Source organism: Pseudomonas sp. GW456-L12, from assembly GCF_059424045.1.
On record NZ_JBWKZA010000017.1, the window covers coordinates 1 to 26,528 of the forward strand.

The 26,528-nt window shown below is 55.0% G+C and carries 22 protein-coding genes; 2 read left to right on the forward strand and 20 right to left on the reverse strand.

From position 1 onward, the window contains the following. Positions 1-970 precede the first annotated feature (970 nt). The 7 genes from AC07Y9_RS20285 to AC07Y9_RS20315 are packed head-to-tail and all read right to left on the reverse strand — an operon-like array spanning position 971 to position 7,843. Positions 971-1,762, reverse strand: a complete 792-nt coding sequence (locus AC07Y9_RS20285; RefSeq protein WP_146021778.1) for a nucleotidyltransferase domain-containing protein — start codon at positions 1,760-1,762, stop codon at positions 971-973. A 22-nt stretch (positions 1,763-1,784) separates the two neighbouring features. After that, entirely contained in the window at positions 1,785-2,270 is a 486-nt protein-coding gene (locus AC07Y9_RS20290) for a GNAT family N-acetyltransferase (RefSeq protein WP_102680266.1), read from the reverse strand. Continuing rightward, positions 2,267-4,057: an ATP-binding cassette domain-containing protein gene (locus AC07Y9_RS20295; protein WP_102690481.1), complete on the reverse strand. Its 1,791-nt coding sequence runs from the start codon at positions 4,055-4,057 to the stop codon at positions 2,267-2,269. The genes AC07Y9_RS20290 and AC07Y9_RS20295 overlap by 4 nt, the downstream gene beginning before the upstream one ends. Before the next feature lie 14 nt (positions 4,058-4,071). After that, positions 4,072-4,971, reverse strand: a complete 900-nt coding sequence (locus AC07Y9_RS20300) for an NAD(P)/FAD-dependent oxidoreductase (protein WP_158245991.1) — start codon at positions 4,969-4,971, stop codon at positions 4,072-4,074. Next, complete coding sequence (locus AC07Y9_RS20305; protein ID WP_102680269.1) at positions 4,964-6,247, reverse strand: glycosyltransferase family protein; 1,284 nt, start codon at positions 6,245-6,247, stop codon at positions 4,964-4,966. Before AC07Y9_RS20305 ends, AC07Y9_RS20300 begins: the two co-directional genes overlap by 8 nt. A gap of 10 nt (positions 6,248-6,257) precedes the next feature. Then, positions 6,258-7,370 (reverse strand): HesA/MoeB/ThiF family protein, encoded by a 1,113-nt coding sequence (locus tag AC07Y9_RS20310; protein ID WP_102680270.1) that lies wholly within the window; start codon positions 7,368-7,370, stop codon positions 6,258-6,260. Beyond that, positions 7,367-7,843, reverse strand: a complete 477-nt coding sequence (locus AC07Y9_RS20315) for a UCP032817 domain-containing protein (protein ID WP_102680271.1) — start codon at positions 7,841-7,843, stop codon at positions 7,367-7,369. The genes AC07Y9_RS20310 and AC07Y9_RS20315 overlap by 4 nt, the downstream gene beginning before the upstream one ends. A gap of 965 nt (positions 7,844-8,808) precedes the next feature. Between AC07Y9_RS20315 and AC07Y9_RS20320 the strand changes: the two genes are divergently transcribed. Continuing rightward, complete coding sequence (locus tag AC07Y9_RS20320) at positions 8,809-9,078, forward strand: hypothetical protein (RefSeq protein WP_102680273.1); 270 nt, start codon at positions 8,809-8,811, stop codon at positions 9,076-9,078. A gap of 392 nt (positions 9,079-9,470) precedes the next feature. Here AC07Y9_RS20320 and AC07Y9_RS20325 read toward each other — a convergent pair whose 3' ends face one another. From AC07Y9_RS20325 to AC07Y9_RS20375, 11 genes are all read right to left on the reverse strand, one after another. Further along, a complete protein-coding gene (locus tag AC07Y9_RS20325; protein WP_102680274.1) occupies positions 9,471-10,442 on the reverse strand; it encodes an oligopeptide/dipeptide ABC transporter ATP-binding protein in 972 nt (323 codons plus the stop codon). Then, a complete protein-coding gene (locus tag AC07Y9_RS20330) occupies positions 10,442-11,431 on the reverse strand; it encodes an ABC transporter ATP-binding protein (protein WP_097139543.1) in 990 nt (329 codons plus the stop codon). The genes AC07Y9_RS20325 and AC07Y9_RS20330 overlap by 1 nt, the downstream gene beginning before the upstream one ends. A 2-nt stretch (positions 11,432-11,433) precedes the next feature. Further along, on the reverse strand, positions 11,434-12,315 hold the full coding sequence (gene ddpC, locus AC07Y9_RS20335) for a D,D-dipeptide ABC transporter permease (protein WP_102680275.1): 882 nt from the start codon (positions 12,313-12,315) through the stop codon (positions 11,434-11,436). A gap of 1 nt (position 12,316) precedes the next feature. Further along, complete coding sequence (locus AC07Y9_RS20340; RefSeq protein ID WP_097139546.1) at positions 12,317-13,333, reverse strand: ABC transporter permease; 1,017 nt, start codon at positions 13,331-13,333, stop codon at positions 12,317-12,319. A 75-nt stretch (positions 13,334-13,408) separates the two neighbouring features. Beyond that, the gene (locus AC07Y9_RS20345; protein WP_102680276.1) at positions 13,409-14,989 is read right to left on the reverse strand and encodes an ABC transporter substrate-binding protein; all 1,581 of its coding nucleotides are present in this window, start codon (positions 14,987-14,989) and stop codon (positions 13,409-13,411) included. Between the two features lie 204 nt (positions 14,990-15,193). After that, on the reverse strand, positions 15,194-15,733 hold the full coding sequence (gene ddpX / locus AC07Y9_RS20350) for a D-alanyl-D-alanine dipeptidase (RefSeq protein WP_102680277.1): 540 nt from the start codon (positions 15,731-15,733) through the stop codon (positions 15,194-15,196). Positions 15,734-15,770: 37 nt separating this feature from the next. After that, positions 15,771-16,631, reverse strand: a complete 861-nt coding sequence (locus AC07Y9_RS20355) for a MurR/RpiR family transcriptional regulator (RefSeq protein ID WP_102680278.1) — start codon at positions 16,629-16,631, stop codon at positions 15,771-15,773. A 611-nt stretch (positions 16,632-17,242) separates the two neighbouring features. Then, a complete protein-coding gene (locus AC07Y9_RS20360; protein WP_102680279.1) occupies positions 17,243-17,833 on the reverse strand; it encodes a hypothetical protein in 591 nt (196 codons plus the stop codon). Then, a complete protein-coding gene (locus AC07Y9_RS20365; protein WP_158245992.1) occupies positions 17,830-17,973 on the reverse strand; it encodes a hypothetical protein in 144 nt (47 codons plus the stop codon). Before AC07Y9_RS20365 ends, AC07Y9_RS20360 begins: the two co-directional genes overlap by 4 nt. Positions 17,974-18,260: 287 nt before the next feature. Further along, a complete protein-coding gene (locus AC07Y9_RS20370) occupies positions 18,261-21,350 on the reverse strand; it encodes an efflux RND transporter permease subunit (RefSeq protein WP_102680280.1) in 3,090 nt (1,029 codons plus the stop codon). Beyond that, the gene (locus AC07Y9_RS20375) at positions 21,347-22,456 is read right to left on the reverse strand and encodes an efflux RND transporter periplasmic adaptor subunit (RefSeq protein ID WP_102680281.1); all 1,110 of its coding nucleotides are present in this window, start codon (positions 22,454-22,456) and stop codon (positions 21,347-21,349) included. The genes AC07Y9_RS20370 and AC07Y9_RS20375 overlap by 4 nt, the downstream gene beginning before the upstream one ends. 219 nt (positions 22,457-22,675) lie before the next feature. Between AC07Y9_RS20375 and AC07Y9_RS20380 the strand changes: the two genes are divergently transcribed. Continuing rightward, complete coding sequence (locus tag AC07Y9_RS20380; protein ID WP_102680282.1) at positions 22,676-24,136, forward strand: efflux transporter outer membrane subunit; 1,461 nt, start codon at positions 22,676-22,678, stop codon at positions 24,134-24,136. 276 nt (positions 24,137-24,412) lie between these two features. Here the strand turns inward: AC07Y9_RS20380 and AC07Y9_RS20385 are convergent, their stop codons facing one another. Further along, complete coding sequence (locus tag AC07Y9_RS20385) at positions 24,413-25,684, reverse strand: OmpP1/FadL family transporter (RefSeq protein ID WP_102680283.1); 1,272 nt, start codon at positions 25,682-25,684, stop codon at positions 24,413-24,415. Between the two features lie 195 nt (positions 25,685-25,879). Further along, complete coding sequence (locus AC07Y9_RS20390; RefSeq protein ID WP_102680284.1) at positions 25,880-26,500, reverse strand: TetR/AcrR family transcriptional regulator; 621 nt, start codon at positions 26,498-26,500, stop codon at positions 25,880-25,882. Positions 26,501-26,528: the final 28 nt, after the last annotated feature.

Genomic DNA, 26,528 nt, shown 5'->3' on the forward strand with positions numbered 1-26,528 from the left:
GTGAAGGGCCATGCGCAGAGATAGGATTATGAATGGAACCCAAGCTTCTGATTTTCTGGGAAACGGGGGTTTGCGGGGATTTGACCGGAGGTATGTGGGATTGGACACATGAACATATCTGACATAACACATAATTTAACATAATATACATTATACGAATCATCATATACAGAGCTGGGGCTAGGGTTGGCCAAATTTTCAGCCTGGCAAAGCCTCCATTCTCGTAATCATGCACGGTGTGGCGTCGGTTACCGCTGCACACTTGAATGCCGTCCCCAGAAACAACGCCGTTGGCATCCCTCCGCCTCAAACCATGACGACAGCAATTGGCGCCACACCGATAGAAATCGCTAACTCTTGGGCAGCTCTCCCCCCAGAAAAATCCAGGCTTTACCAGCTTGTCAATAGTGTCGTTGAGCGACTGTGCGGGAAGCAGCGCGATGGTAGGCTTTCATGGCGCCACACTACGCGAGTGCCCGATCTGTTCAGATTATTGATAAAGGCAGGTCAGGCCGATGTATAAGCCGCATGTCAGATAACTGAAAGGATTCGAATCAGTTAAAAGTCCATAACTGCTCTGGCCGTATCCGCGACGCTCGCTTTCACCGCAACTGTCGCGAACGCTTCCGTGCATCCGACCACCATCAAGGCTCCCCAGACCGTCAATCAGGTGACAGCTTCTATTGACACTCCTTTCGGAACCCAGCAAAAAGCTGGCGAAATCCAGATGGCCAGCCTGGCCAGAAGTTGCTCTGATGAACGATATTCCTGATGGGAATACAGCGGTTGGGAAATCGTCGGCTGTCTCATAAGCGGCCAGCGGTAATTATTGACGGGCCTGGTGCGTGACTTGCGTGGTGAGCGCGCACCATAGCCTGTTGTAGGCTCTCCAAGATCAGTCAAAATTGAGTGGCCATCACAGTTGAATCTGGCCCAAAAGCTCCACACTCTTATCACTCTCTAGAGAGCCCTAGAATGACTCCTCAAACCCACTCCAGACTCCACCTCCACAAGCGGTCAAAATCAGCACAAGAGTGTCTGTAATTGCAGCCTTATCACCCGCACAAATATAGGAGGTGTAGCATTCGAAGAGTTGATTCAACAGACTGACGCATCGTTGATCCTGGTTGATGCCAACAACCATATGTTTACTATTACTGACCCACCCCTGAGCAACCAAGTTGAGGAGCGAAGACACATCGCCTACCATTGAGCACAAGATGATATGGGCCTTTAGTGACTCCGGTTCCTGGTGAAAGTCGATTAGTTTTGTAGTCAACGAAAACCTCAATTTTCGACTCAGCCGCTCCACACCCGGGGCACCACCAATATGATCTTCGAGAATACTATTGACGCGATGCCTGATAGAAAGCGACAGCTCCTCCCCCTTCAAAATCATGGTCTCAGAGAGAGCCCTTAAAATAGCTGCATATCGAGTTGTCTGGGCATTTTTCATGATCTGATCAAGAAAGGAAATCGATAGTACATTCAGCTCGACAGGTACCCCTTGGATCACTTCGAACTGGCGTCGCCAACGAATATGCTCATTGACGACAAAAGCATATACATCGACATCAGAATAATTGCGCGCACGATGATTGGCGTATGATCCACCTAAAAGAACTGACACGAAGCGCTCGTCATCAGTGACAAAAGAGAGCACATCCTTAATGGTTTCAAGCCGCAATATACCCCGAACCGCCTGGGGCCCAATACCAGCCATGGTTCGATCCAGAAAATCTTCGAAAGATAAACAGTTCATCAAAAAACCTCAATCAGGAACACTAAAGCAGCACCGCCATACTCAATGCGTCCACATACTCTCCATCTCGATAGGCGAATTTTTTGTGTATGCCTTCCTGCGTAAAACCATATTTTTTATAGAGTTCTATAGCAGGTTCGTTATCGATGAAAACGGTCAGCTCCAGTCGCGTTATGTTCATCCACTTTGAAGCAGTCGTAGTTAGCTCTTTTAATATTGCGCCCCCAATACTCTGACGATGATGGCTGTCGGCGACCCCCATCCAGAAATCAGCCACATGCTGCCTACGCCCTTGGAAGCGATAGAGCATCGCGCACCCTACGACCACACCATCCTGTTCAGCGACCAAGGACAACCCGGAAGAGGCTCGGTTCTCAACAACCCTCTTGACATCATTTGCTGATTGATATGGCATCCGAAGTGTCCAATAACGAAACAACGGTTGCTCGAATATCTCAGCCAAAGCGGGCCAATCGCTGTCAGCCATCGCTCGAACAATAAAACTCATGCTATAAGCTCCTCTTTCAGACCTAATCGACTGCTCCACAGTCGCGCGTATTCTCCCGCCTGGGCGAGTAACTCAATGTGAGTACCAACTTCGACCACTTGCCCACCAGACATGACAATTATCTGCTCTGCATCCACGACGGCCTCCAGCTTATGCGTAATTACGACTCTTGTAAGAGCGGCGAAATCGATCTTCAAGCGTGAGAAAAAAAGCCTCTCATTCACCGTATCCAGTGCAGATGTCGCCTCATCAAAGACCATAATTCTGGAGCTTCTAAGGTAGGCCCTGGCGATTGCAATTCGCTGCCTCTCTCCACCAGACAATTGGTGACCTCGTCCTCCGACATTCGACTCATCGCCTTGAGGAGGTCTCATCAGGAGCGCGGAGACATAAGCCGCCTCCATTGCTGAACGAACCTCTGACGCGGGTCTGTCAATATTACCCACCGACACATTGAAAAAAACACTTTCATCAAACAAGATAGTATTTTGAGGTACCCAAGTGATCACCCTCCTCAAAGACTCAGCTGAAAAATCCGAAATATTCAAACCGTTCATCAGAACTTTACCGCAGGAAGGTTCATAAAAACGCATCAATAGTCGTGAGATAGTTGTTTTTCCAGAGCCGCTCGCCCCCACGATTGCAGTGAGTGATCCCCCCCGAATTGTAAAGCTGACATCACTCAGAACTGGTTGATGGTTTGAGTGTGTAAAGGATACATTGCAGAACTCCAGAGAGGGTGGAGATAAATCCCGGAGCTCTATATCCGGCAAAGGCTGCGGTTCCCCTAGAGGCTTCAGGTACTTCAATACTCTTGAAAAAAGCACCTCACCTTGTTTTATCTCTTTATATGCAAGATTCAAGCTTTCCATGGGTTGAACAATCGAAGCCAAATAAAAGATCAATAAAACCAAATCTCCCGCTGTCACATCGCCGGTCTTCACTTGGGTAAAGGCAATGCCCAGCACGACCGATAGTGCTACTACAATCACAGAAACCTGAATCGCATTATAAAACAGACGTTCCCTTGAAAACACCGCCCATAACTTTTCCGCACCCGCCATTTGCTCATCAACACCTTTGATGACATCATTTTCTATACTGAAGGCTTTGACTGTTTCTATATTTAACAATGCATCAGTCATTTTGGATCCAGCACTGGTACGGTATTTCAATGCATCTCCCTGCAGAGCCTGCAATTTCTTTGTCGATCGAAAAAATAATATGGCGTATACCGTAAACGCTAAAAGCATAATTAAAAAATAAGCGAATCCATAAATCAGAAGAAATACGCTGAGCATCACCAAAAACTGAAATGCCACGGGTATAAGAATCATAGTATAGTTGCTAAGCATCATTCGAAAGCCGATCAACCCATTGGATAACTCTTCGTGAACCGGTCCCGCCTTGACCGAAGAGTAAGTATCCAACTTCGATCTCATAATAGCCCTCAGTACGTTATTAATGAGTGCTCGCTGAATGCCCTGCTCCACTCGAACATAGAGTGCGGCCTTGTACTCTTTGAGGATTTTCTCAATCCAAAGTACGCCAATGTAGGCACTTACTAGCACTGCGGCCGCCTGGTGGCTGCCATCACTTGTCGTATCACTCAAGTGATCAACTGAAAACTTGAGCAACAAAGGTCCGCACACTCCTAAGAGAGCCCCTATGGCTACCAACATCAGCAGGCAAAAAAAACCAGACTTCACAGTAGGTATAAGAAGCCTTTTAAGAATACCAAACACATGAGTGAACTCACGAACTATTGAGTTTTCGACGATACTCACCCTGGCACCTCAGCTCATCTGATCGAAAACAGACTGTCATAGTGAAGTTGACGAGCAACTTTATTACCATCTGCAGCAGCACCAATAGCCTGAAACAACTGACCCGTAGCGTCACCACAAACATATAAGCCTGGGCATGAAGTTCGGCCAAACCGATCCAGTTGAATATAGCCAGCCGGGTCCAACTCGCAGCCCAAGTCGCTCGCCAAGCTCAAGCGGGGAATAATCCCAGACCTTAGAAACATCACATCGACATGGCGCGCCTCACCCGCCACCAAAAAAACCGTAACCCCTCCTTGTGGCGCCGCAATCAACTGGGAGACACTCGAGGTTTCGATAACGACACCGGCCAGTTCCAAATGCGCCAGTTGTTGAACAGTGAGCACACTTTCCGCTGATTGATAGAGAATGACGTTCTTTGACCAAGACGTAGCTTTGATGGCGTCTTCATAACCCGCCTGCCCGCTTCCATAAACGGCGAGTATGCGCCCTTGATACTCATAGGCACCACAATATAAACAGTTAAATACGGAGCGCCCCCATAACTCCTCAAGGCCTGGTAATGCAGGCAACACATCTCGAACACCGGTAGCCAGAATCAAGTAACGGCTCTTTATTTGCATCCCTTCAGCAGTTACTAGAGAAAATAAATCTTCTTGAAGGACGACACTACTGATGGAGTTTCTCAAGATCGGTACATGGTATGAGTCCAACTCCCGTTCAAAATCACAAGCAGCCGCATGTGCACTTTTCCCATCTATCCCCAGATAGGAATACACGCCGTTCGAAAGTCTATTTCTTTGGTATCCAGCGTCCACCACCTTGACGGCCATCGCGCTTCTGCTCAGAGATAGCGCGGCAGAACAGCCCGCGAAGCCCCCCCCCACAACCACAACATCGAACATCTCACTCATTACCCACGCTCTCTGCACATTGGCCAATAGCCACAGCAATCGGATTACATTCCGCCATTTTACTTTCCACATACTGGGACGTTAAAACAACGCCGCGCCTCAAATGAGAAAGCAACTGATGATCTGTTAGTAGTAAATACAGGGTATTACTCAAGCAGGAGACGGAATCTATGACTAGACAATTTTCGTTATTTATCAAGGTATCCCTATAGTAGGGAAGGCTTAAAAAGTCCTTCGAGACAATAGGGATGACGGAGAAGCACATCATTTCTCGCGGTCGACGGGACAAGTGACTGTCTACTTGAAAAGATTCTTCAATGCAAATACCTACATCACATACATCCAGGACTTCATGTAAAAGTGCGACTGACAGTGGGGGAAGAAAAAAAATACGCGTCGCCGCACTCCGCAGTGTTCGAGTTAAGGTATAGATCCCCTTAAGCTCCTCAAGCTCCCCAGCTAATATCATGATCACGGAAAAATTAACTTCAGATGAAACCTTGTCAACCTCTTCAATGACCTCTTTAATTCTTTTAGACTGCGAAGCTTTCCCATACAAACAAACTACTTGCTTGTCGATAGACAAATCCAGTGCAGCTGGTGAATTGATTAAATCCCAATTAAACCACGGTGCCTCCTCGCTCACCAAGCTACGCAGTGAAATGACGAGCTGATCTAACGTCCTTCCGGGCACTGCATGATGTTTTAAAAATTGAGCCCCTCCCCCATAGTGCTTTATATTTTCGTGGTTCGTCCCAAAACTCATCAATCTTTCAGTAACTGCGCTATTGTTTGGCGCAATAATCGCGCTGGCGTTTTGCAGATCTCGGGCTACCATATGTTTCAGGCTCGAATGATTAGCCAGGCGATTTATATCGGATCCAGCATGCAATAAAACATAAGGTATGCCACTTACTGTAGAGATATAAGATGCCACAGCCCCATAAGGAAACAAATACCATCCTACGATCAGCGAATAGTCCCGATCCTGCAACAGCACCAGGGACTTACCTGCTAATCGCTCGAAAAACAAAGGAGAGTATGGAACATGAAAAAAACCCGTGAGAGGCTCAATATCGATAAAATTCAAGCCGGCGCGACCTTGGTCGTTTACCCCCACTTGCCGGTATCCAGCTGCCACCTCTTGCCTATTGGAGAGTAAGTCCACTTGATAACCGGCTGTTACCAACTCCAACGCGACTTCGTAAGTATTGATACTGACGCCACCTTGCACAGGAGGTGCCTTACCTATTACGAGTATCCTTTTCTGTGGCATATGCTTTCCTTCAAGAGCAACGTCGGCAGTCTGTATACCTGACGAGCTTGTGAATAATGCTCTCCTTCCAGACGCCACACTTGAACCGCTCGAAGTTATATTTTTCCGGAGCAACCTGAGCTAAAAACTCGATACAGATCGTCGACATCAAGGACGCCATCAAGACTGCTCCTGGGCCAAATGCTGCCCGAGGTGGAATCTCAGTTTCCAGGGTGGCAGTTACAAAGCCTTCATAGTCAGGTATATGAGCCCTGTTGAATCTGGCCTGACAGATATAGCAAGGTGACTTATAGGGAACGCTGATAGGCCCTACCCAATTCCCACCCATCGCTATATAAGGCACATCATTCACCAGCGATGCTTCCCCCACCCAGGTATGAAGTTGCAAACGAGGCTGGTCCCCACACAACACCACAAGATCGAAATCTTTCAGCTGCTCCAAGGCGCAATGAAGACTGTCAATATGAGACTCGATCACCGTGACATCTACCGATGGCTCATAGTCTTCCAGCGTTCTCTTCATGACGACTACTTTCGGCTTCCCTTGGTCAGAGTCCTTGTAGAGAATTTGCCTGGGCAGATTGTCTGCAGCCACGCAATCACCATCGATCAAGGTAAAGTTCAATACGCCTGATGATGCAAGGAGCTGTGTCAACATAGAGCCCAGGCCGCCCATCCCGATAACACAGACACGCGCCTGGCGCAGCCTCAGAAATATATCCACCCGGCTGCTATCGGCTTGTTCCAAAGAACAAAAATGCTCCAGCAACCATTTGTATCTGACCCTATCCCGCTCCGACAAAATCGACACATCGGTAGAATGAGTTACTTTAATGATTTTTTTTGTACAGAGTTTTTTCAACGCCTCGTGAAACGCACTCAACGCCTGCGCATTATTGTTAAACCCAGCTTCAGCATCGTGTAACTTGATGCCCCCTGCCATCACCCAAACAAGAATCTGATACTCCGCTTGGCCCGCCTCATCATCTATGACTTCATAGCTCCCGCCCGATGAGTGGTAGCAAAAAATCCTCCGGAGTGATGATTTTAAAATCCATCGGTCATTCTTTGAAATATTGAACAACCCCGTTTCGTCTTGATCATCATCTAAGCGGATATTCATGCTCTGGACTCCTTGTTCCGATTGGGAATATCCCTGTACCACCGTAGTATTGTCGCATGGCCCAAAACCCGGCCGACCTCCTCCATGCTTTGCCTCAACAACCCGAGGTTCCCCTTCATCTCCAACTTTAACTCTCTAGGTGTTTTGTTCCTTGTGGCCCGCTGCACGTTGACACCGGGCAAATGGCAAACAACACCACCGAGATACTTTTTACAGAAAAAAAGATAGTCACTGGTAAATAGCAAAAAACAGTGCCAATAACTGTCGATCAGACGCTGCTCTTCGAAGAGATATACCGTACTGGAATGTTCATCTAATCTGGAGCAAAGCCACAACCATTTTTTCAGGTCGACGAACAATTCTGCTGACTCAATGGCCGACAGCGATTCGACGGTCGCAAAATAATGGACAAGGCTAGGGTTTTCATATTCAAGCGCGGATTCCAGCGTATATACAATGCTCGTCATTTTCATGACACCCTCAGTGTCGGTCGCATTGACTTTAAGTTAGGCCACTGTGTCCAGCGGCCTGACTTTGTTAACTATTTACGTTTCGGTCTTCGCTGCAGCAACAAGCCGAAAGAGACAGATCAGATTCCCAACGTTCCTCTGTGGCCTTTAACAATCGTTCAATCAGCTCCTTCTGCATATCCTCCGCGTTAGGCATAGGGCTCACTTCTCGCTTCGAAAGCGAATACAATTGCGCAGCAGTGCTCATAAGAACTCCTCATAGATCATAAAGTTTATCGCCATCTGAATTTCAGATACGCGCTTTCCTTCAGCGAACAAGCAGACATAAGTGAAGACAACACCCCTATAAACGTCCTTATTTAACTCATCCCCTGTTAGAGCAATGACGTGCTGCTTAATCCTGACCAACCACTCAGGATCAAAATTGATCATCTAGTGACTTTGCAACGCTTTAATGACGCTTCAGAGAAGAGAAAATGACATGATTAATGCTGGCACAGTGGAATCTCTACGTATGCGTCCGGCCAAGTCATCTCCCCAAGGCCGCAAAGCCAAGACATGGTGTGCATGTGCACTTAAATTTAGGTGGACACCATTTCTAGCCTTTTAAGCGGGTCTTTCATGCAGCCACAACGCCGTTCCTACTCCAAATCCTTCAAAGCAGGAGTCATTCACAAGAGTGCTCCGAACCTGGCGCCTCGATTGCCTGCGTCGCGCTGAGCCACAATCTCAACGCGAATTGGCACTACACCGATAGAAATCGCTAACTCTTGGGCAGCTCTCCTCACAGAAAACCCAAGCATTTACCAGCTTGTCAATAGTGTCGTTGAGCGACTGTGCGGGAGGCAGCGCGATGGTAGGCTTTCATGGCGCCACACTACGCGAGTGCCCGATCTGTTCAGATTATTGATAAAGGCAGGTCAGGCCGATGTATAAGCCGCATGTCAGATAACTGAAAGGATTCGAACATGAAAAAGCCCATAACTTCTCTGGCCGTATCCGCGACGCTCGCTTTCACCGCAACTGTCGCGAACGCTTCCGTGCATCCGACCACCATCAAGCCCCCCCAGACCGTCAATCAGGTGACAGCTTCTATTGACACTCCTTTCGGAACCCATCAAAAAGCTGGCGAAATCCAGATGGCCAGCCTGGCCAGAAGTTGCTCCGATGAACGATATTCCTGGTGGGAATACAGCGGTTGGGAAATCGTCGGCTGTCTCATAAGCGGCCAGTGGTAATTATTGACGGGCCTGGTGCGTGACTGGCGTGGTGAGCGTGCACCAGAGCCTGTTGTAGGCTCCTCGATTTGCCGCGTAACTTGCTGACAACGGGCCTCAACAAAAGATGCGAAAGTCTGCATTTTCAACCTTGCTGTCCCAGCGATCATTGCCTTCTAAGTCCAGATGAATTCCTCTGGCGGTGGTTTATCGCCACAACACACATCAATAGAGTATCCAGACCGGGCATGCTTCCGACTCCGTCCTGGTTGATGGCGCGCCACATCCTGGCGCTGGCCCCCCTCCCCGATCCCGGATGTTGCCGGGTGTTTGGAGCTCTGCAATGAAAACTCGTACTTTCCTTGTCACCGGTGCCAGCAAAGGCAAACGTTGGCCTGGTCTGCTGGCAGTGATCAGCTCTGTAAATGACATCGCACGCGCTGCTGCTCATTCTCCAGCAAGGCCTGGGGCTTTTCGCAGCCAGCGGTGCACAGGCCGCAACGTTCGCGGAAGAAGCAGCCACTCGGTAGCCGACGGTTCCCTGGCAATTCGGTAGGCGCCGCAACGTGTTCGGCATGCAGCGGCACGCCTAGTCGTGGTACCGCCTCGAGCAACAAGCGGGTATAGGGATGGCGTGGCTGATCGAGAACCTGGGCTGCGCTGCCAAGTTCAACGATTTGCCCCAGGTACATCACCGCTACCCGGTTTGCCATATGACGGACTACTGAGACGTTGTGGGAAATCAGGATATAAGTCAGGTTGCGAGCGCTTTGTAACTCCACCAGAAGGTTAAGGATCTGTGCCTGAACCGAAATATCCAGCGCCGATGTCGGCTCGTCCAGGACAATAATATCCGGGTCTGATGAGAGGGCTCGGGCAATGGCAATCCGCTGTCGCTGACCACCGGAAAACTGGTGGGGAAAGCGGTCCAGGTATTCCGGGCGGATACCGACTTGGGCCGCGACCCGGGCCGCCACATCGCGCATCTGCGCACGGGAGGCGTGACCTCGGGCGTATAACGGCTCGGTGATGATTTTCCAGACAGGCAAGCGTGGATCAAGCGAAGACTGTGGGTCCTGGAAAACAATTTGAACGTTGCTGCTGCCCTCCCCGCCGCTGCGACTGGCCCAGTTCAGCTTGCCGCTGCTGGGCGGCACCAAGCCCATCAATAGCTGCGCCAATGTGCTTTTGCCACAGCCTGACTCGCCCACTATTCCGAGGGTTTCTCCCGCCCGTACCTGAAGGTCAATGCCGTTCAGAGCGTGGGCATATCCCCGCGGTCGACCGAGCCAATCATTACTGATGGGGAAACGGACGCGAACATCGTCAAGTTGGAGAATCGTGGGTGCCATTTGGGTGGTGGTATGAATAACGGCATTGTTCATCACGAAAGCTCCTTAACCGGTAACCAGCACGCACTTTTACGTTGGTCATTACCATTCATGCTGTTGAGGTTCGGGCGTTTGCTACAAACCGGCATGACGTAGGGGCAACGCTCCTGAAAGGTGCAGCCCACAGGCAAAGACGCCAGGTTTGGCACTTGACCGGGGATAGTCAGCAGCGGCTGGCCCGGCTCGACCATTTCCGGAAGGCCACTGAGCAACCCTTGCGTATAGGGATGTTGCGGGTTGCCCATCACTTCGACGGTACCGCCCTCTTCAACCACCGCGCCGGTATACATCACATACACCCGGTCGCAGAACTGCGAAACCAAGGCCATGTCATGGGTAATGAGCAGAATGGCGGTGCCCCGTTGCCGGGCTTTTTCCCTCAGCAGCAACAGCACCTGGCGTTGCACGGTAACGTCGAGGGCGGTGGTCGGCTCGTCGGCGATCAGCAGTTGCGGCTCACAGGAGAACGCCAGCGCGATCATCACCCGTTGCCGCATGCCTCCGGACAGCTCGAAAGGGTAACTCTCCAATACTTGCTCCGGGCTGGCGATGTGCATGTCACGCAACAATGCAATTGCCTTGAGACGGGCTTGGGCCGCGCTGATCTTTTGGTGGTGGATGATCACGTCGAGCATTTGCCGACCGATGCGCCGGGTCGGGTTCAGGGCCGTCATCGGCTCCTGGAAAATCATCGCGGCATCGCGCCCTCGCATCTGTAGCAGCTCCTTTTCAGGAGCCGCCAGCATGTCGCGACCGAGCATGCTCAAGCTGCCGGCGGTGATCCGATAACTGCGCTCTGGCAGCAATCGCATACTGAGCATCGCCGTGACCGACTTGCCCGACCCCGACTCGCCTACCACGCCGACGATTTCGCCGGGATTGACGTGCAACGACACGCCGTTCAGGGCCTTGACGTTATTTTTGTAAGCCGGGAATTCCAGGCTCAGGTTATCGATGGCCAGTACTGGACTCGAAGTGTGCATGGTCATTTCCCCTGTTGCCGTGGATCGAGCAGATCGCGCACGCCATCGCCCAGCAGGTTGAAGCCGGTGGCTGTGATCAGAATCGCCAGGCCCGGAAAGGTCGAGTACCACCAGTTATCCAGGATGTAGTTACGCCCGGTAGCGACCATCGCGCCCCACTCGGCCGTGGGCTGTTGTGCCCCCAGGCCGATAAAGCCCAAGGCCGAGGCCATGAGGATCGCACTGCCGATATCCAGGCTCAGTTGCACCAGCAATGGAGGCATCGCGTTGCGTGCGACGTGCCAGTGCACCACGTGCCAGTGTCCAGCCCCGAAGGTCTGGGCGGCCTTGACGTACCCCATCTGCCGGATGCTCAAGGCTTGGCCACGGGCCAGCCGCACGTAGGACGGAATTCGCACGAGGGTAATCGCCAGCATGGCGTTGAACAGGCTCGCGCCCAACGCCGCCGCCAGGGCCATAATCAGTACCAGCGACGGCACCGACAGCATGATGTCCATCAGGCGCATGATTAACGCGTCGAAACGACCACCGACCACTCCCGAAAAACATCCCAGCAACCCGCCAATGAAACAGGAGGCAAAAGCCACGAACAGGCCGACGCCCACCGACTGCTGGCTACCGAACAGCACGCGGCTGAACAGGTCGCGGCCGACTTCGTCGGTGCCGAACCAGTGGTCGCTGGACGGTGGCGCCAGGCGTTCGGCGAGGTTCAGTGCGTTGGGATCGTGGCTGGCGAGCCAAGGGGCGAAGATCATGCACAGCAACACGATAGAAGTGATCGTCAGGCCCGCCATGGTCAGCGGGCTTCGGCGGATCTGGTAGGCCAGGTAGGCGGTTTTTTCGCTCCAGCGCGGGCGGCGCGCTGCCGTCAGGGTTACAGACATTTCAGTTCACCTCGCCGATGCGTGGATCGATCACGCGGTACAAAAGATCGATGGCCATGTTCAACAGCACGTAGATGAACGAAACCAGAATGGCGAAGCCCATCACCGCGGGGAAGTCCAGCGATTGGATCGACTTGACGACATAGGCGCCCATGCCAGGCCAGGCAAATACTGTTTCGGTCAGCACTGCGCCATACAGCAAATCACCCAGGGTCAACCCGAGGACGGTCACCGAAGGAATCAGGGCGTTGGGCAGTGCGTGGCGCAGGATCACGGTCCATCGGGACAGGCCATAGGCGCGTGCGGTGCGGATATAGTCCTCACCCAGTTGATCAAGCATGGCTGAACGAATCTGTCGTGCGACGACACCCAAGGTCACGAACCCCAGCGTTGCAGCGGGAAGAATCAGGTGCTCCACAGCATCGAGAAACAGTCGGCCATCACCGGCGAGCAGCGAGTCGATCAGATAAAAACCGGTGATTGTCGGTGGCGGCGCCAGCCCTTCGGACAACCGGCCACCACCCGGTAGCCAGCCAAGGTGACCGTAGAACAGAACGATTGCACCAAGACCGAGCCAAAAGGCCGGCGTGGAAATTCCAGTGACCGCAAGGGTACGGGCGATCTGGTCAATGACCCGGTTGTGATAAACCGCTGACAGCACGCCAAGCGGGATGCCGACCAGAACCGCCAGTACCAGCGCTACCAGCGCCAGTTCCAGGGTTGCCGGGAAGAACGCTTGCAAGTCTTCCAGAACGGGACGACTGGTGCGTATCGAGGTGCCCAGGTCTCCGTGCAGCAGGTCCATCAGATAACGACCGTATTGTTGATACAGCGGCAGATCCAATCCCAGCTGATGACGGATGCCGGCCACCAAGGCATCGCTGGCACGGTCGCCAGCGATCAGTCGGGCAGGATCGCCCGGAATCAAGTGCGAAATTGCAAAGGTAATCAGCGAAACACCGAACACGACCAACAACAGGCCGAGCAGACGCTTGCGCAACAAAGTCAGGAAGGCCATTTGGCACCTCAGTAACACGAGCGACGAGAGTCAGAAGCCGCGCCAGCCGCGAACAGCTGGCGCGAGGAAGCGGGTTTACTTGCTCATACTGCCCAGGTTGAACACCTGTTCGAGCATGGGGTTGAACAAGTAGCCCTTGACCGAGTCACGCATCGGCAGCGTGTAGCTCTTCTGATAGAGGTAGGCGTAAACGCTGTCCTTGAGCACCACCTTCTGCGCGCTCTGGTACAGCTCGACGCGCTTGGCGGTATCGCTGGTAGCGGCTGCTTCGCGGATCAGTTTGTCGACTTCCGGGTTGCTGTAGAACGAGCGGTTGCCTTGCAGGCCTTGCATCTTGGAGTCGAACCAAAAGTTCATGAACATGTACGGGTCCGCGAAGTCCGGGCTCCAGGCCCCGGCAGCGATGTCGTAGTCCGCCTGGCCGACGCGCTCACGCAATGTCGCGTTGGCGAGTTTTTCCAGCTTGAGGTTGATGCCCAGTGGCGCCAATGCGGCTTGCAGAGTCAGGCCGATCGGTTCCCAGTTGGGATCCTTGTCCGAATACATGTAGCTGAGGTGGGTGATTTTCTGCGGTGCCTTGGCGAGGCTGTCCTTGGCGGCTGCCATGTCCTGCCTCATCGGCGACAGCGAGCTGTCATAAGCCCACATGCCGTCCGGGATCGGCCCGTTCATCAGCTTGGCTTTGTCCTTGAGGATGCCTTTGACTATGCCGTTGTAATCCACGGCTTCGGTTATCGCACGACGGGCATCGACGCTGGTCAGCGGACCCTTTTTGTTGTTCAGGTACAGGTAGGTCACCCGCAACGACGGGAAATCCTTGACCACGACGCCCGGCTTGCTGGCGAGAGCGCCAAGCTGGTCTTCGGGCATGTCTTCGATGATGTCCAGGTCACCGCGCTCCAACTGCAGGCGGCGCACGGAGGGCTCACCGATGATCTTGATGACCACGGTTTTCAGCGCTGGTTTGGGGCCGGCGAAATAGGTGTTTGGCTCCATGGTCAACGACTGGCCTTTTTGCCAGTTGCTCAGGCGGAAAGGACCGGAGCCCGCGGTGTGGCTCGACAGCCAGGCGTTTACGTCCGGACTCTTGTTGACCACATCGGGGTTGATGATCGAAGCACCGTTGTGGGCCAGGGTAAACAGGAACGGCGCGAAAGGTTTTTTCAGGGTGAAGCGGATGGTCTGCGGATCGACGACCGCCACCACCATGTCCTCCGGAAATGCGCCGGAAGGCCCTTGCTTGAGGGTCATCAAGCGATCAAAGGAAAACTTTACCGCTGTGGCATCTACCGGGGCACCGTCATCGAATTTATTGCCCGGTTTGATTTTGAACTCCCAGACCAGGCTGTCAGGGGAAACGGTCCAGCTCTCGGCCAGGTCGCCCTGCACTTCAGTGCTGCTTTTGTCGCCCTCGACCTTGTAGCCGACCAAGCGTTGATACGACGGATAGGTGATGGTCCAGTCGTTGTTATCAAAAGTCACGGCCGGGTCGAGGGTCTGCGGATCGGCGGGTTTGCCGATGACCAGCGTGTCTTGGGGTACAGCCGCCGCAGCAGCCTGCCAGGCACCGAGGCTCAATGCACTGCACAAAACGCTCAGCAGCAGATTGCCGGCGCCGGGAAAGGTTTTGCTGGTCACGGTGTTCATTGGGTTCATGCCGGTTTCCTTGATCATTCGATAGGGAAGTAGGTCAGGTTTTTTATAAAAGCTATAACCGGGCAGTTGCAGGTGAAACGTCAGTGATGCTGGTTTGTTGTTATCAGCCGCATTGAAAGTGGGCTGTGCAGTGTGCTTTTCGAAAACTCTGTGGTTTTTTCGGGGGGCGGTGTTGCGGTTCGATTGGCTTGTAAAACCCGTGGCTTACTCGTCCTCCAGCAATGGGTAATCGTCGGCGTTCGGTAGTTCGTAATGCCACCACTCGGTGGGAATTGCCTGGAAACCAGCATCCAGCATGATCCCCAGCAGCAGCAGACGATTGCGTTGCACGTCTGCTGGCAAGTCGGGGTAGAACTGATGGGACTTTTCTTCCATCGCGTCGAATGCGGTGCCCATGTCCAGTGGTTCACCATCGGCGCCCACCAAGGTCAGATCCACCGCCACCCCACGGCTATGATGGGAGCCCAAGTGCGGGTCACGCACGTAGTCGTTGTCTGGTAGCGCTTCCCACAACAGGTACTGGGCATAGGGTGGCCGGTAGGCGTCGTAAATGCGCAGGACAAACCCGGCCTGGCGCGCGAGCCGGCTAGCTTTTTCCAGGCAAGTCGCAGCCTGACGGTGCAACCTGCAACGAGCATTCGGATAGATCACTTTTCCAGCCAGATTTTCTGCGCCGGCGTAGATCAGGTCGATTTGCACCTGATAACGCTGGGCATCGATCTCTACAAGTGGGCTGTTGTTCACGCAAACACTCCAGTTGGGATTCGGTGGGGCGATGGGATCAGCTTTCGAACTGACCGAAAGCTTTTTGCAATTGACGGTTCTTGGCCAAGCGCTCATCGAGGCGATCGCCGTATTTCTCCGCGACGGCCGACACGATGAGATTTAACAGGCAGGCCAAGGGTGCAAGGGAGTCCCAGAACTGCCCGACATCGGTTTTCAGTTGCAAGAGGTCAAGCGGGTAATCCCTGGCCCAAGGGCACTGCAGGTCTGTGATCAGGGCCAGTGACAGGTCGTTGTCTACCGCCGCGTCGCAGAAGGTCTGGGTCACGCTGGAATAAGCACGGAAGTCCGAAATGATTGCGTAGGGATTGGCGAAGCCGGAGTTCAGGGTTTCTGCGTAGATTCCTGACAGGCCATCGACGTAGTAGACCTTGGGCCGAATGTATTCAAGGTGGCTATGAAACGCTGTGAGAATCCCGCGAGTGGACTGGATTCCGAGGATGAATACGGCATCAGCTTCGTAGATGCGCTGCACGATATCGGCAAAGGCACTGCTGCGCGCTAGACCGTACACGTGCCGGATGGCCTCGATTTCGCGACTCATGGAACGATCGAGAGCGTCTTCCTGATTGCTTTCGGCACGAAAGGCACCGATGCGGTCGGTAATCAGCCACGAGGTGGGCGTTTCACCGCGCAGGCTCTGTTTGACTTCATCAATGTTCTGGTAGCCAAGGGAGCGAAAAAAGCGCCCCACGGAAATCCCTGTGGTGGAGGTCCGCTGCGCGATGCTATCGGCCGACTCGAACGGAAGCTGTTCCGGGTTACCCAACAGATAGCTGGCGATGCGCTTGCCGGTAGGGGTCAGGCTGGAGAACTCTTGCTCCAGCAACTGTAGGAAGCTGTTCTTTTCCGTAGGCATGTCAGAGCCCCTGAGCACAGATTGTTATTAATTTGTCATTAATTTAGGTGATGTTAAAAACATAACATGCGTTTTCGAGACAACACAATGCCTTTTTTCAGCAGGCACCCTAGGGCGCTATCAGGCAAGTGGATCTGCGCCGTTTCGGCTCACGTCAAAGGGTGAGTCGGCGACCCGGAGCCAGATCGGGGGGGCTTCTTGCGATTAGTGGGCGTTCAGCCGGACAGCTGCCTTGCATGAGTCCAGAAACGCTGGTGCTCCTCTGGAAGCACGAGCGAGACGCCCGTGTCGGCGTTCGTGACCTCGAGGTCTTCAAGGTCTTCGAGGCAGGTTTGAATGGAGGGAGTCCACCGCCATCAGCAGCTTGTTGAGCTAAGGCGATGCCGTTGAAGCTACTGCGCTGTACGCCTAGTACGCGGCACCGCTGGTTACGCGGAACTGATCCAAGTGCGCTTGCATGAATGCGGACTTCGCCCTCACCCCTTGGCAAAAGTACGCGGCGGCCTTTTTTAGGCTGCTGGCCGAGGCCCACCTGCACATCAAGGCACTGAAGGTGGGCTTTGGGTAACTGCAGGCCAAGCGTGAGGCGGTCGCCAGGATGGTCAAGTAGTCTACCGACAGAGCTCTTTGTATTGATTCACGTTGGAAACTGCAGAGTTTAGTGCTGTTGTTTTGTATTGATAGTAGCGGATTGCATCTGCCTGAGCGGGTCCAACATTACCGAAATATTCTTCCCAAGCGTTACTCTTAGTTAGCAAGTCAGAGAGCATGGTGCTTAGGTCATTTGCCGTCCAAACTGTCTTGTAGCCTTTAATCTCGCCAGGGGCTGGATTGATATGCTTGACATACTTATCCACCGAGTACCCATACTCGTCGCCCTTTTTATGCTCGTAGGCCATAAAGACCGTATACACTGTCCCGACTGACTGCTTGTACCAAGGGATAACGACAAAGTGATGAACCGCTGATCCCGTAATAAGAAAGTGCCAAACAGCTGTCTGTGAGTGATCGCCACGAAATAAAAGTGCCTGTTCGATTTGGTACTTCATGCTCGCATTGTTTTCGATGACATCATTTCCAACATCATCTTGCACCTTCCCGTAAACAGCACAGCTCATTTGAGCTGGCACACCAGGACAATTCTTCAGTTCCATGAGTGTTGTGTTGTTGTTTATAGCCCTAATCAGATCTTCCCCTGTCATGTCTCTTGGCTCCTGCCCAGATATTTAACACGTATTTGGAAATAATTAAGCTCACTGTCCTTGGTGAGGATAGCTTCGATCCACCCTTTATCAAATTCATCCAGTGGGTGAACAAAGATGTCAATGGTGATCGGTGCCATGTCATTTTTCTAAAACTAAACGTTCTTAAGAGCCACAATAAAAAAGGTGTCGACCTGCAGTTGATGCGCACCTTGGCAGGCGGAGACTGGCAACCCAAGGCGGTGCTGCACCCCCTCCCCTTGGCGCTGAGTCAGCCTATCGGCAGGCGCTTATTACGCCGACCTTCGCCGCGACCCACACTGGGCTGCTATCTGCGGCATCGGTGCTGGCGTTGCCCTATGGCCGGGTCATGATCGAAACCTCGAGAGGACGGCGGTGGCGTCCTCTCTTCTAGCGGGTTCGCCTGCTACATCAGTTCCGCTGTTTCAGCTTGCCTCTGCTTGACAGGAGTGATCTTGAACCAGATGGAGTACATCGCCGGCAGGAACACCAGCGTCATGATGGTGCCGACAAATGTACCGCCGATCAGTGTGTAGGCCAGGGTCCCCCAGAAGACGGAGTGCGTCAGGGGGATGAACGCCAGGATGGCTGCCAACGCTGTCAGCAATACCGGGCGGGCACGCTGTACCGTGGCTTCGATCACTGCGTGGAGCGGATCCAGTCCTTCTTGTGCGTTGTGATGGATTTGCCCGATCAGAATCAGCGTATTACGCATTAGGATGCCCGAAAGTGCGATCAGGCCGACCAGGGCGTTGATTCCGAATGGTTGCTGGAAGATCAGCAACGTCGGCACCACGCCAATCAATCCCAGCGGCGCGGTGAGAAACACCATGATCATCGCCGAGACCGAGCGTACCTGCAGGATGATGATCAGCAGCGTGACGGCAATCATGATCGGGAGCAGCGGCAAGATCGCCTGGCCGGCCTTGCCCGACTCCTCGATGGCCCCCGCCTGCTCGATACGATACCCGGCAGGCAAGGTGTCGATGACCGGCTGCAGCTCCTTCATGATCGCGCTCGAGACGTCCGGTGGCTGCAAGCCTTCGGCAATGTCGCCGCGCACGGTAATAGTCGGGGTGCGGTCACGACGCCGAAGGATCGGATCCTCCATGCGCACATCCACCTCTCCAACCTGGGACAGGGGGATACGCTGGCCCGCCGCTCCCACCAATGTGAAGCCTTCAATCCGGGCGGGGTCGAGCCGGATGTCACCCGCGGCGCGCCCCATCACCTGCACTGAACGAATATCTTCACGAACCGCCGTGATCGGTACCCCGGCCAGCAGGAACTGCAACTGCTGGGCGACTGCGTTGGATGTCAGGCCAACCGCCTGCAAACGACCCTGATCCAGGCTGAAATGCAGCGTTGGCGTCAGTGGTCCCCAGTCGCGGTTGACCGTCCTCATCATCGGGCTCGCTTGCATGACCTCTTGTACCCGGCCGGCAATCTCGCGCAGCGTCATCGGGTCAAGCCCCATTACCCTGTAGGCGACGGGGAATGGCGAATAGGGACCAAACACCAGTTGCGTAACCCTGACCCGCGCTTGCGGGGCAAGCCCTTCGGCAATGGCCTCGCGCAGACGGAACTTGAGGGCCTCGCGCGCCTCCTGGCTGTCCGTCAATACCACGATCTTGGCGAACGAGGGATCGGGGAGCTCCGGCGCCATCGCCAGGTAGAAGCGCGGCGCGCCTTGCCCGATATAGGCCGTGACAATTTTTGCTTCATCCTGTTTGTGCAGCCAGGCCTCGACCTTTGCGGCAGTGGCACTGGTCTGCTCGATGGAGGTTCCATAGGGCATTTGCACTTCGACCAGCACCTCGGGACGGTCCGAGGTGGGGAAGAATTGCTTCTTGACCAGGCTCATGCCGAGAATCGCCACGACAAACGCCGCGATAACCGTGCCGGCCACTAGCCATTTGTGGGCGATGACCCGCGTCAGAATCCGGCGAAAGCGATTGTAATTAGGGGTGTCGTAGATGGCCGCATGACCACCTTCGACCGGCTTGATGTCCGGCAACATTTTCACCCCCAGATAGGGGGTAAAGGCCACCGCGACCACCCAGGAGGCGATCAGGGCAATGCCCACGATCCAGAACATGTTGCTGGTGTACTCGCCGGCGGTGGATTGGGCGAAGCCGTTGGGCAAAAAGCCGATGGCGGTCACCAGCGTACCGGAGAGCATTGGCGCGGCCGTATGACTCCAGGCGTACGCGGAGGCTTTGATACGATCATAGCCCTCCTCCATTTTCACCACCATCATCTCGATGGCAATGATGGCGTCGTCCACCAGCAGGCCAAGCGCCAGAATCAGCGACCCGAGGGTAATACGGTCAAAGTTCTTGCCCGTGGCCGCCATCACCACAAACACCACGGCCAGCGTCAGCGGCACAGCCGCCGCCACCACAATTCCTACATGCCAGCCCATGCTGAGAAAGCAGACAAGCATCACAACCAACAGGGCGACGAAGAACTTGACCATGAACTCGTCGACGGCCGAACTGATGTTCACAGACTGATCGGTGACCTTGCTCAGCGTCATGCCCAGCGGCATGCCTTCATTGATTTTGCTCGTCTCGGAGTCCAGCGCCTTGCCCAGGTCCAGGCCGTTCCAGCCGTCTCGCATCACGATTCCCAACAACAGAGCCTCTTCCCCGTTATTGCGCACAAGGAAGGTTGCTGGATCTTCATAGCCCCGTTCGACAGTTGCCACGTCAGAGAGCTTGAGCGTGCGCCCCTGGACCACAATCGGAGTGTCACGAATCTTCTGCACCTTATCGAAGGCACCGTCGAGACGAAGGAAGACTTGCGGCCCGTCGGTTTCAATCGAGCCGGCAGGCGTGAGCGCGTTCTGATTGTTCAGCGCGGCAAAAATATCCTGGGCAGAGACGCCCAGCGTGGCCAGCCGATCATGGGAGAAGGAGACAAAGATGCGTTCGGCCTGCTCGCCGATGATGTTGACCTTCTTCACGCCTGGCACGTGCAGCAGGCGCTGGCGTAACGACTCCGCATCACGCACCAACAGCCGCTGCGGCTCGCCTTTGGCTTTCAAGGCGAAAAGCGCAAATGTCACATCTGAGAACTCGTCGTTGACCATCGGGCCAATGACCCCCGCCGGTAGCTTGATGGCCTCGTCGTCGAGCTTTTTACGCGCCTGATAGAACTCTTCCTGCACTTGCGAGGGCGGCGTGCTGTCAAGCAACGACACCATCGTGAACGCGAGACCTGGACGCGTGTAGGTTTCCGTGCGGTCGTACCATTTCAGTTCCTGCAGGCGTTTTTCCAGGGGCTCTGCAACCTGGTCCTGCATCTCCTGCGCCGTGGCGCCCGGCCATGCGGTAATGACCGTCAGCTGCTTCACCGTAAACGGCGGATCTTCCGCCCGCCCCAGCTTGAAGAACGCCAGGGTGCCAGCAACGGCGATCAGGAAGATCAGGAATACCGTGATCGAACGTTCGCGAACGGCGATCGCCGAGAGATTGAAGCGCCCCTGGCTCATGGATGGCTCCCGGCAACGTTGACGTCACCCTGTTGAGCCAGTCTCACCTCCTCCCCCTCGCGCAGTAGATGCGCGCCCAAGGCCACAATCCGCTCGCCGGCCTTGAGATCGCCGGCAACTTGCGCTGCGTCGTCGCTCAAGCCCAGGACCCGGACAGGTCGCCAGGCCACCTTCGCCGGTGTGCCAGCAATGACCCACACGCCAGTGCCTTGGCCCGGGTCATGAATGGCAGCGATCGGCACTTGCAGCACCTGTCCATTGGCGCTGCCCTCGGCGATCCGCAGGGTAACGGTCGAACCTAACGGCGCATTGGCCAGCGCGCCCTCAAGCACATACCGCGCCTCGAAGGTACGAGTCATCCGGTCGGCCGAGTCAGAAAGCAACCTCAGCTTCGCCGTAACAGCCTCCGTGGTGTTGCCATACAGCGTCGCCTGCGCGGTGGATCCCGCTGCCGGACGTAGCGTCTCGGGCAGGTGCACGATGGCTTCGCGCTGCCCTGCCCGCGCCAGTCGAACCACGGGCTGCCCCGGGCTGACGACTTGCCCGGGCTCGGCCAGCGTCTCCACCACCACGCCATCGGAATCGGCAAACAGCACCGCATAACCAGAAGCATTGCGGGCTACGTCAGCCTGCGCTTCGGCGGCGCTGAGCTGCGCCTTTGCGGTATCGGCTGCGGCTTTGACCTGGTCATAGGCCGATGCAGAAATAGCCCCCGCGGCGACCAGGTCGCGATAGCGCGCCTCGTCATCGGCGGTCTGCTTGGCTCGGGCCCGAGCGGCGATGACCGCCTCTTGCTGCGCTCGCGCCTGCAGTCCCAGGTCGATTGGGTCGAGACGCATGAGCGGCTGACCCCGCTTGACGGTCTGGCCCGTGTCGACCAAGCGCTCAAGTATCTTGCCCGAGACCCGAAAACCCAGGTCGCCCTGGACGCGGGCCGCCACGACGCCAGTGAAAGAGCGTGAAGCACCGGACGCCCCCTGCACCGCAGAGGACCTCACCAGAGGGGCCTGCGTGCGTGGATCTTCAACGGTGGATGAGTCGCCACACGCCGTCAGGACTAGAGGCAACAGGCAAGCGGCAATGGGGACAGATCGGAGCCGGCGCATAGGTTCCCTTACTTGAACAATAGGACATGCAACACATTCTCAGTATAGTGACCATATCTGTCAACGGTCACAATCTGTGACGTATCAAGATTCTCCAGGCTCATGGGAAATGCGCTGTATTCATTGAGCAAACTTTATAAGCTGGTCAAATTGCGCTGATTGACAGGCCGTGACCATAACGTAACATGGTCACAAACATCCTCGATTTAAGGAGCCTCAATGCCTCCCCTCCGCCCCACTGCTCTTTGGGTGAGCGCCAGCTTGATGGCAGGCTGCGCGGTCGGTCCGGACTATCAACGTTCGCACGCCCCGCTGCTGGATCGTTACCTGGGTCAATCTGCCGTCGAGCAGAGGCCTGTGGCGAGGCCGGCCAGTCTTGTGGCCTGGTGGGAAGGTTTTGGTGATCCCGTGCTGACCGACTTCGTCTCCAAGGCGCTTGAACAGAACCTGGATCTGGCGCAGGCATCGGCGCGAGTCACGCAGGCTCGGGCAGGATTGGGTGCCGCAAATGCCGCCTTGCTGCCCTCGGGGAACATCAGTGGCCAGGCCGCGCGTTCCTACCAATCGATCGAGACCCCGCTCGGCCAGGTGTTGAACTCAACGCCTGGTTATGATCGGTATGGAAACTCCTACGAGGTTAACCTCGGTGCGGGCTGGGAGGTCGATGTCTTTGGCGGCCTGCGACGCGGACGCGAAGCCGCACTCGCCGAGTACCAGGCGTCCGAGGCGGGCGCCGCCGCCACACGACTGGCCGTCGCCGCGCAGACCGCCGATATCTACATCACCCTCCGCGGATTGCAGGCCCGGCTGGACATTGCCAACCGCCAAGTCAAAACGCAGCAGGAGCTGCTAGAGAAAGTGCGCTTGCTTTACGGCAAGGGCCTCGCTGCCAACTATCAGGTTCAGCAGACCGAGGGTGCGCTATCGCAGGTCCAGGCGACAGTGCCGGTCCTGCAGACCGGCCTGGATGCTGCCATGAATGCACTGGATGTCATGCTCGGTACACCGCCCGGCACTCATCGCGCGCAACTGGCCAATGCAGGGAGCATTCCTCTTGCACCGCAGATAAAGGCCATGGGAACGCCGGCCGATCTGCTACGCCGCAGGCCCGATCTCATCGTCGCCGAGCGCCAGCTTGCGGCTTCCAACGCGCGCATCGGGGTGGCGATTGCCGAGTACTACCCGAAATTCTCCCTCAGCGCATTGCTGGGTAGTGCCACGGTGGTATCCGGCGGCAATCTTTTCACCGGCGGCGCCAATCAGTCGGCGGGCGTGTTGGGGCTGCGCTGGAGACTGTTCGACTTTGGCCGCATAAACGCTCAAATCGAGCAAGCCAAGGGGCAGGAAGCCGAAGCACTGGCCGCTTACCGTCAGTCCGTACTGCGCGCCACCGAAGATGTCGAGAATGCCTTTTCCGCCCTGGTGAATCGGGAAGTCCAGGCAACCACCCTGAGCGAAGGCGAAACCTCCCTGACGCAGGCTCGCCAATCGTCGTTCATGGCCTACCAGAAAGGTACGGCCAGCCTGATCGATGTCCTGCACGCCGACGAAACGATGCTGCAGGCTTCCGATGCCCGAGCGCAGGCGCGAACGGAATCGGCACGGGCGGCGGTTGCGGCATTCAAGGCCCTCGGTGGTGGCTGGCAACCTCCTGACACCCGGTCCGTGGCGACTCGATGACTTGACCAGGCGACGCGGCGCTTTATGGCACACGCGACTACCCGTTCGAGAGGGGGGCTATGAAAGCGAGCGAGAATTCCTGGGTGCTCATCACCGGAACCTCAAGCGGATTTGGCGAGGAGTTTGCCCCACGCCACGCCGATTTCATCAGGAGCTCATGTCGCGCGTCATGGGCGTGTGAGTGGCGACGAAGCAGCTTCCCCGAGGGAAATATGCTTTAGCCGGGAGGTAACCTGCACTCCCGGCCGGCCCCTTATCGTAGAGCGACGCCCTATCTTAGAAACGATAGCTAACGGAAGTGCCGAGCCCGCTCGCGCTGTTCTTGTACTTGGCACTGTATGCGCCCCGGGTCGCGGAGGTACCGTTGACCTGCACGCTCTCCTCCCACAGATAGGAATAAGCGACATCGATCGTGACATTGTCCGCCGGAGTCCAGCCAGCCCCGAAGCTGATAACCGTCCGGTCGCCCGTTGGAATACGGGGCCCGCGATGGGTGTTGTTGGCGGGCGACTGGTCGATTGACAAGCCGGCACGAAGTACCCAGTGATCATTCAGTTTGTACGCCGTACCGATAGCGTGGGCCCACGTATCGTGCCAGTCCTGTTCTTCGGTAACCGTGCCCAGCGATCCGCTCAATAAAGGAGGCAAGCCCGTGTTCTCGATGGTTAACTCCTTGAAACGACTCCAGCGGGTCCAGGTGCTCCCCAGGTAGAGCGTCCAGTCATTACTGAGCTGATGAGTTACCGAGAAGTCCACCGACTCCGGCGTATCCACATCCAGCGAAGCGTCATAGCTGCGGCCGCTAACCCCCAACACGCTAAAGATGCCGTCGGTGACCTTGGTCTTGGCATCCAGGTGGTAACTGACCTTGGAATGGTAGGTCAATCCGAGGCGAGTTCGATCGGTAGCCTGTACCAGAATGCCGGCGTTGAAACCCAGGGCCGTATCGTCGCCGGTGCTTTTGAGTTTCCCGTCGTTGCGACCAGGGCTGAGCGGATTGGGCACCATCCCGGACAACTCACCGCTGATACGGTTGATGGTGGGACCGAAGCCGATCGAAACCTTGTCGTTAAAGGCATAGCTGATGGTGGGCTGGAAGGTAAATGTCGTGACCTCGCTTTTGTTAGCGTAGTAACGCCCCGCAAAGCCGCTGCCATAATCGGTTATCAGGCCGAAAGGCACATAAAACCCGACACCGAATGCCCAGTGCTCATCAATGGGTTTGACGTAGTAGCCCATAGGTACCGTAGTCGTGGGCACCATGTCGCCATCTTCCTGGCCTGCGAATGTACTGCGGGTCTGGCTGATGTCGGACTTCGCGAAAAGCGTCGCCGCCCCTACGCTGACTTGTTCTCTTTTCAAGCGTGACATGCCCGCCGGATTACCGAAGACCGTGCTCGCATCTTCAGCGGAGGAGGAACGACCGGCAAATCCAGAGCCCATCCCGCTGATGCTCTGTTCATTGAGAGCGAAGCCGCTCGCAGACACGTAAGAAGACGCAAGCGCAACAGCGAGCCCAAGCGGGCTCATGAGCAATATTTTTTTCATTATTAGAACTCTAGGGTTATCACCGAGATAAAACAGCAGAAGCAACGGACGCATACTTATCCATGTGACTATTTCAGTCAATAGTCACATTACAGCTAAATAAATGCCCTTCGACGGTTGGAGGAAGGGCAAAGTGAAAAGCCGATTGAGCGATACCTCGCCCAGAGCAGCAGGCGTTCGAGCGTTAGCCGAAGATCAAGGCATGAGGCTGCGCAAGATGAGATTGGAGGTGAGCGTGGGCGCCTCTTCGACAAAATCGAGGTTGTACTGCAGCAGCAGAGGATTGACGAATGGCCGCAGAGCAAGATGTATCGCGTCTACTGTCTCGTCCAGGGGAGTCTTGCGTTCAAACTCACCGACCTCTCGCCCTTCACGCACAATCTGCAAGATGAATTGCTTGATCTGTGCGTCATAGACTTGCGAACTGGACCAGCGCTCCGACACAGAAAACGCTGCGATGTCATAGAGTTTCCGATCGTTGAAGAACAGGTTCACACCTGTGGCGATCACCGTTTTGACCAGGCGTCGAAAGCGCTCCGTTGCCGAAAGGGTCTCTCCATTGATGGCCTGTTCAACAGCCGCAACGATTTCTGCCAGGCAATTTGTGCAGATGGCTTCACCGATCGCCTGCTTGGAATCAAAAAACTTGTAGATATAGGCTTTGGAAAAACCAATGGCTTTAGCCAGGTCGGAGACCGTGGTTTTGCCATAGCCGTACTGACTGAAGTGCTCGTTGGCCGCCGCGACAATCTGGTTTCGAATGTCGTGATCGGCTGGGCCACGGGCGCTGGGCGGAGATATCGATGGCTGATTCATGGGAACAGCTTACTCACCCTGTAGTGGA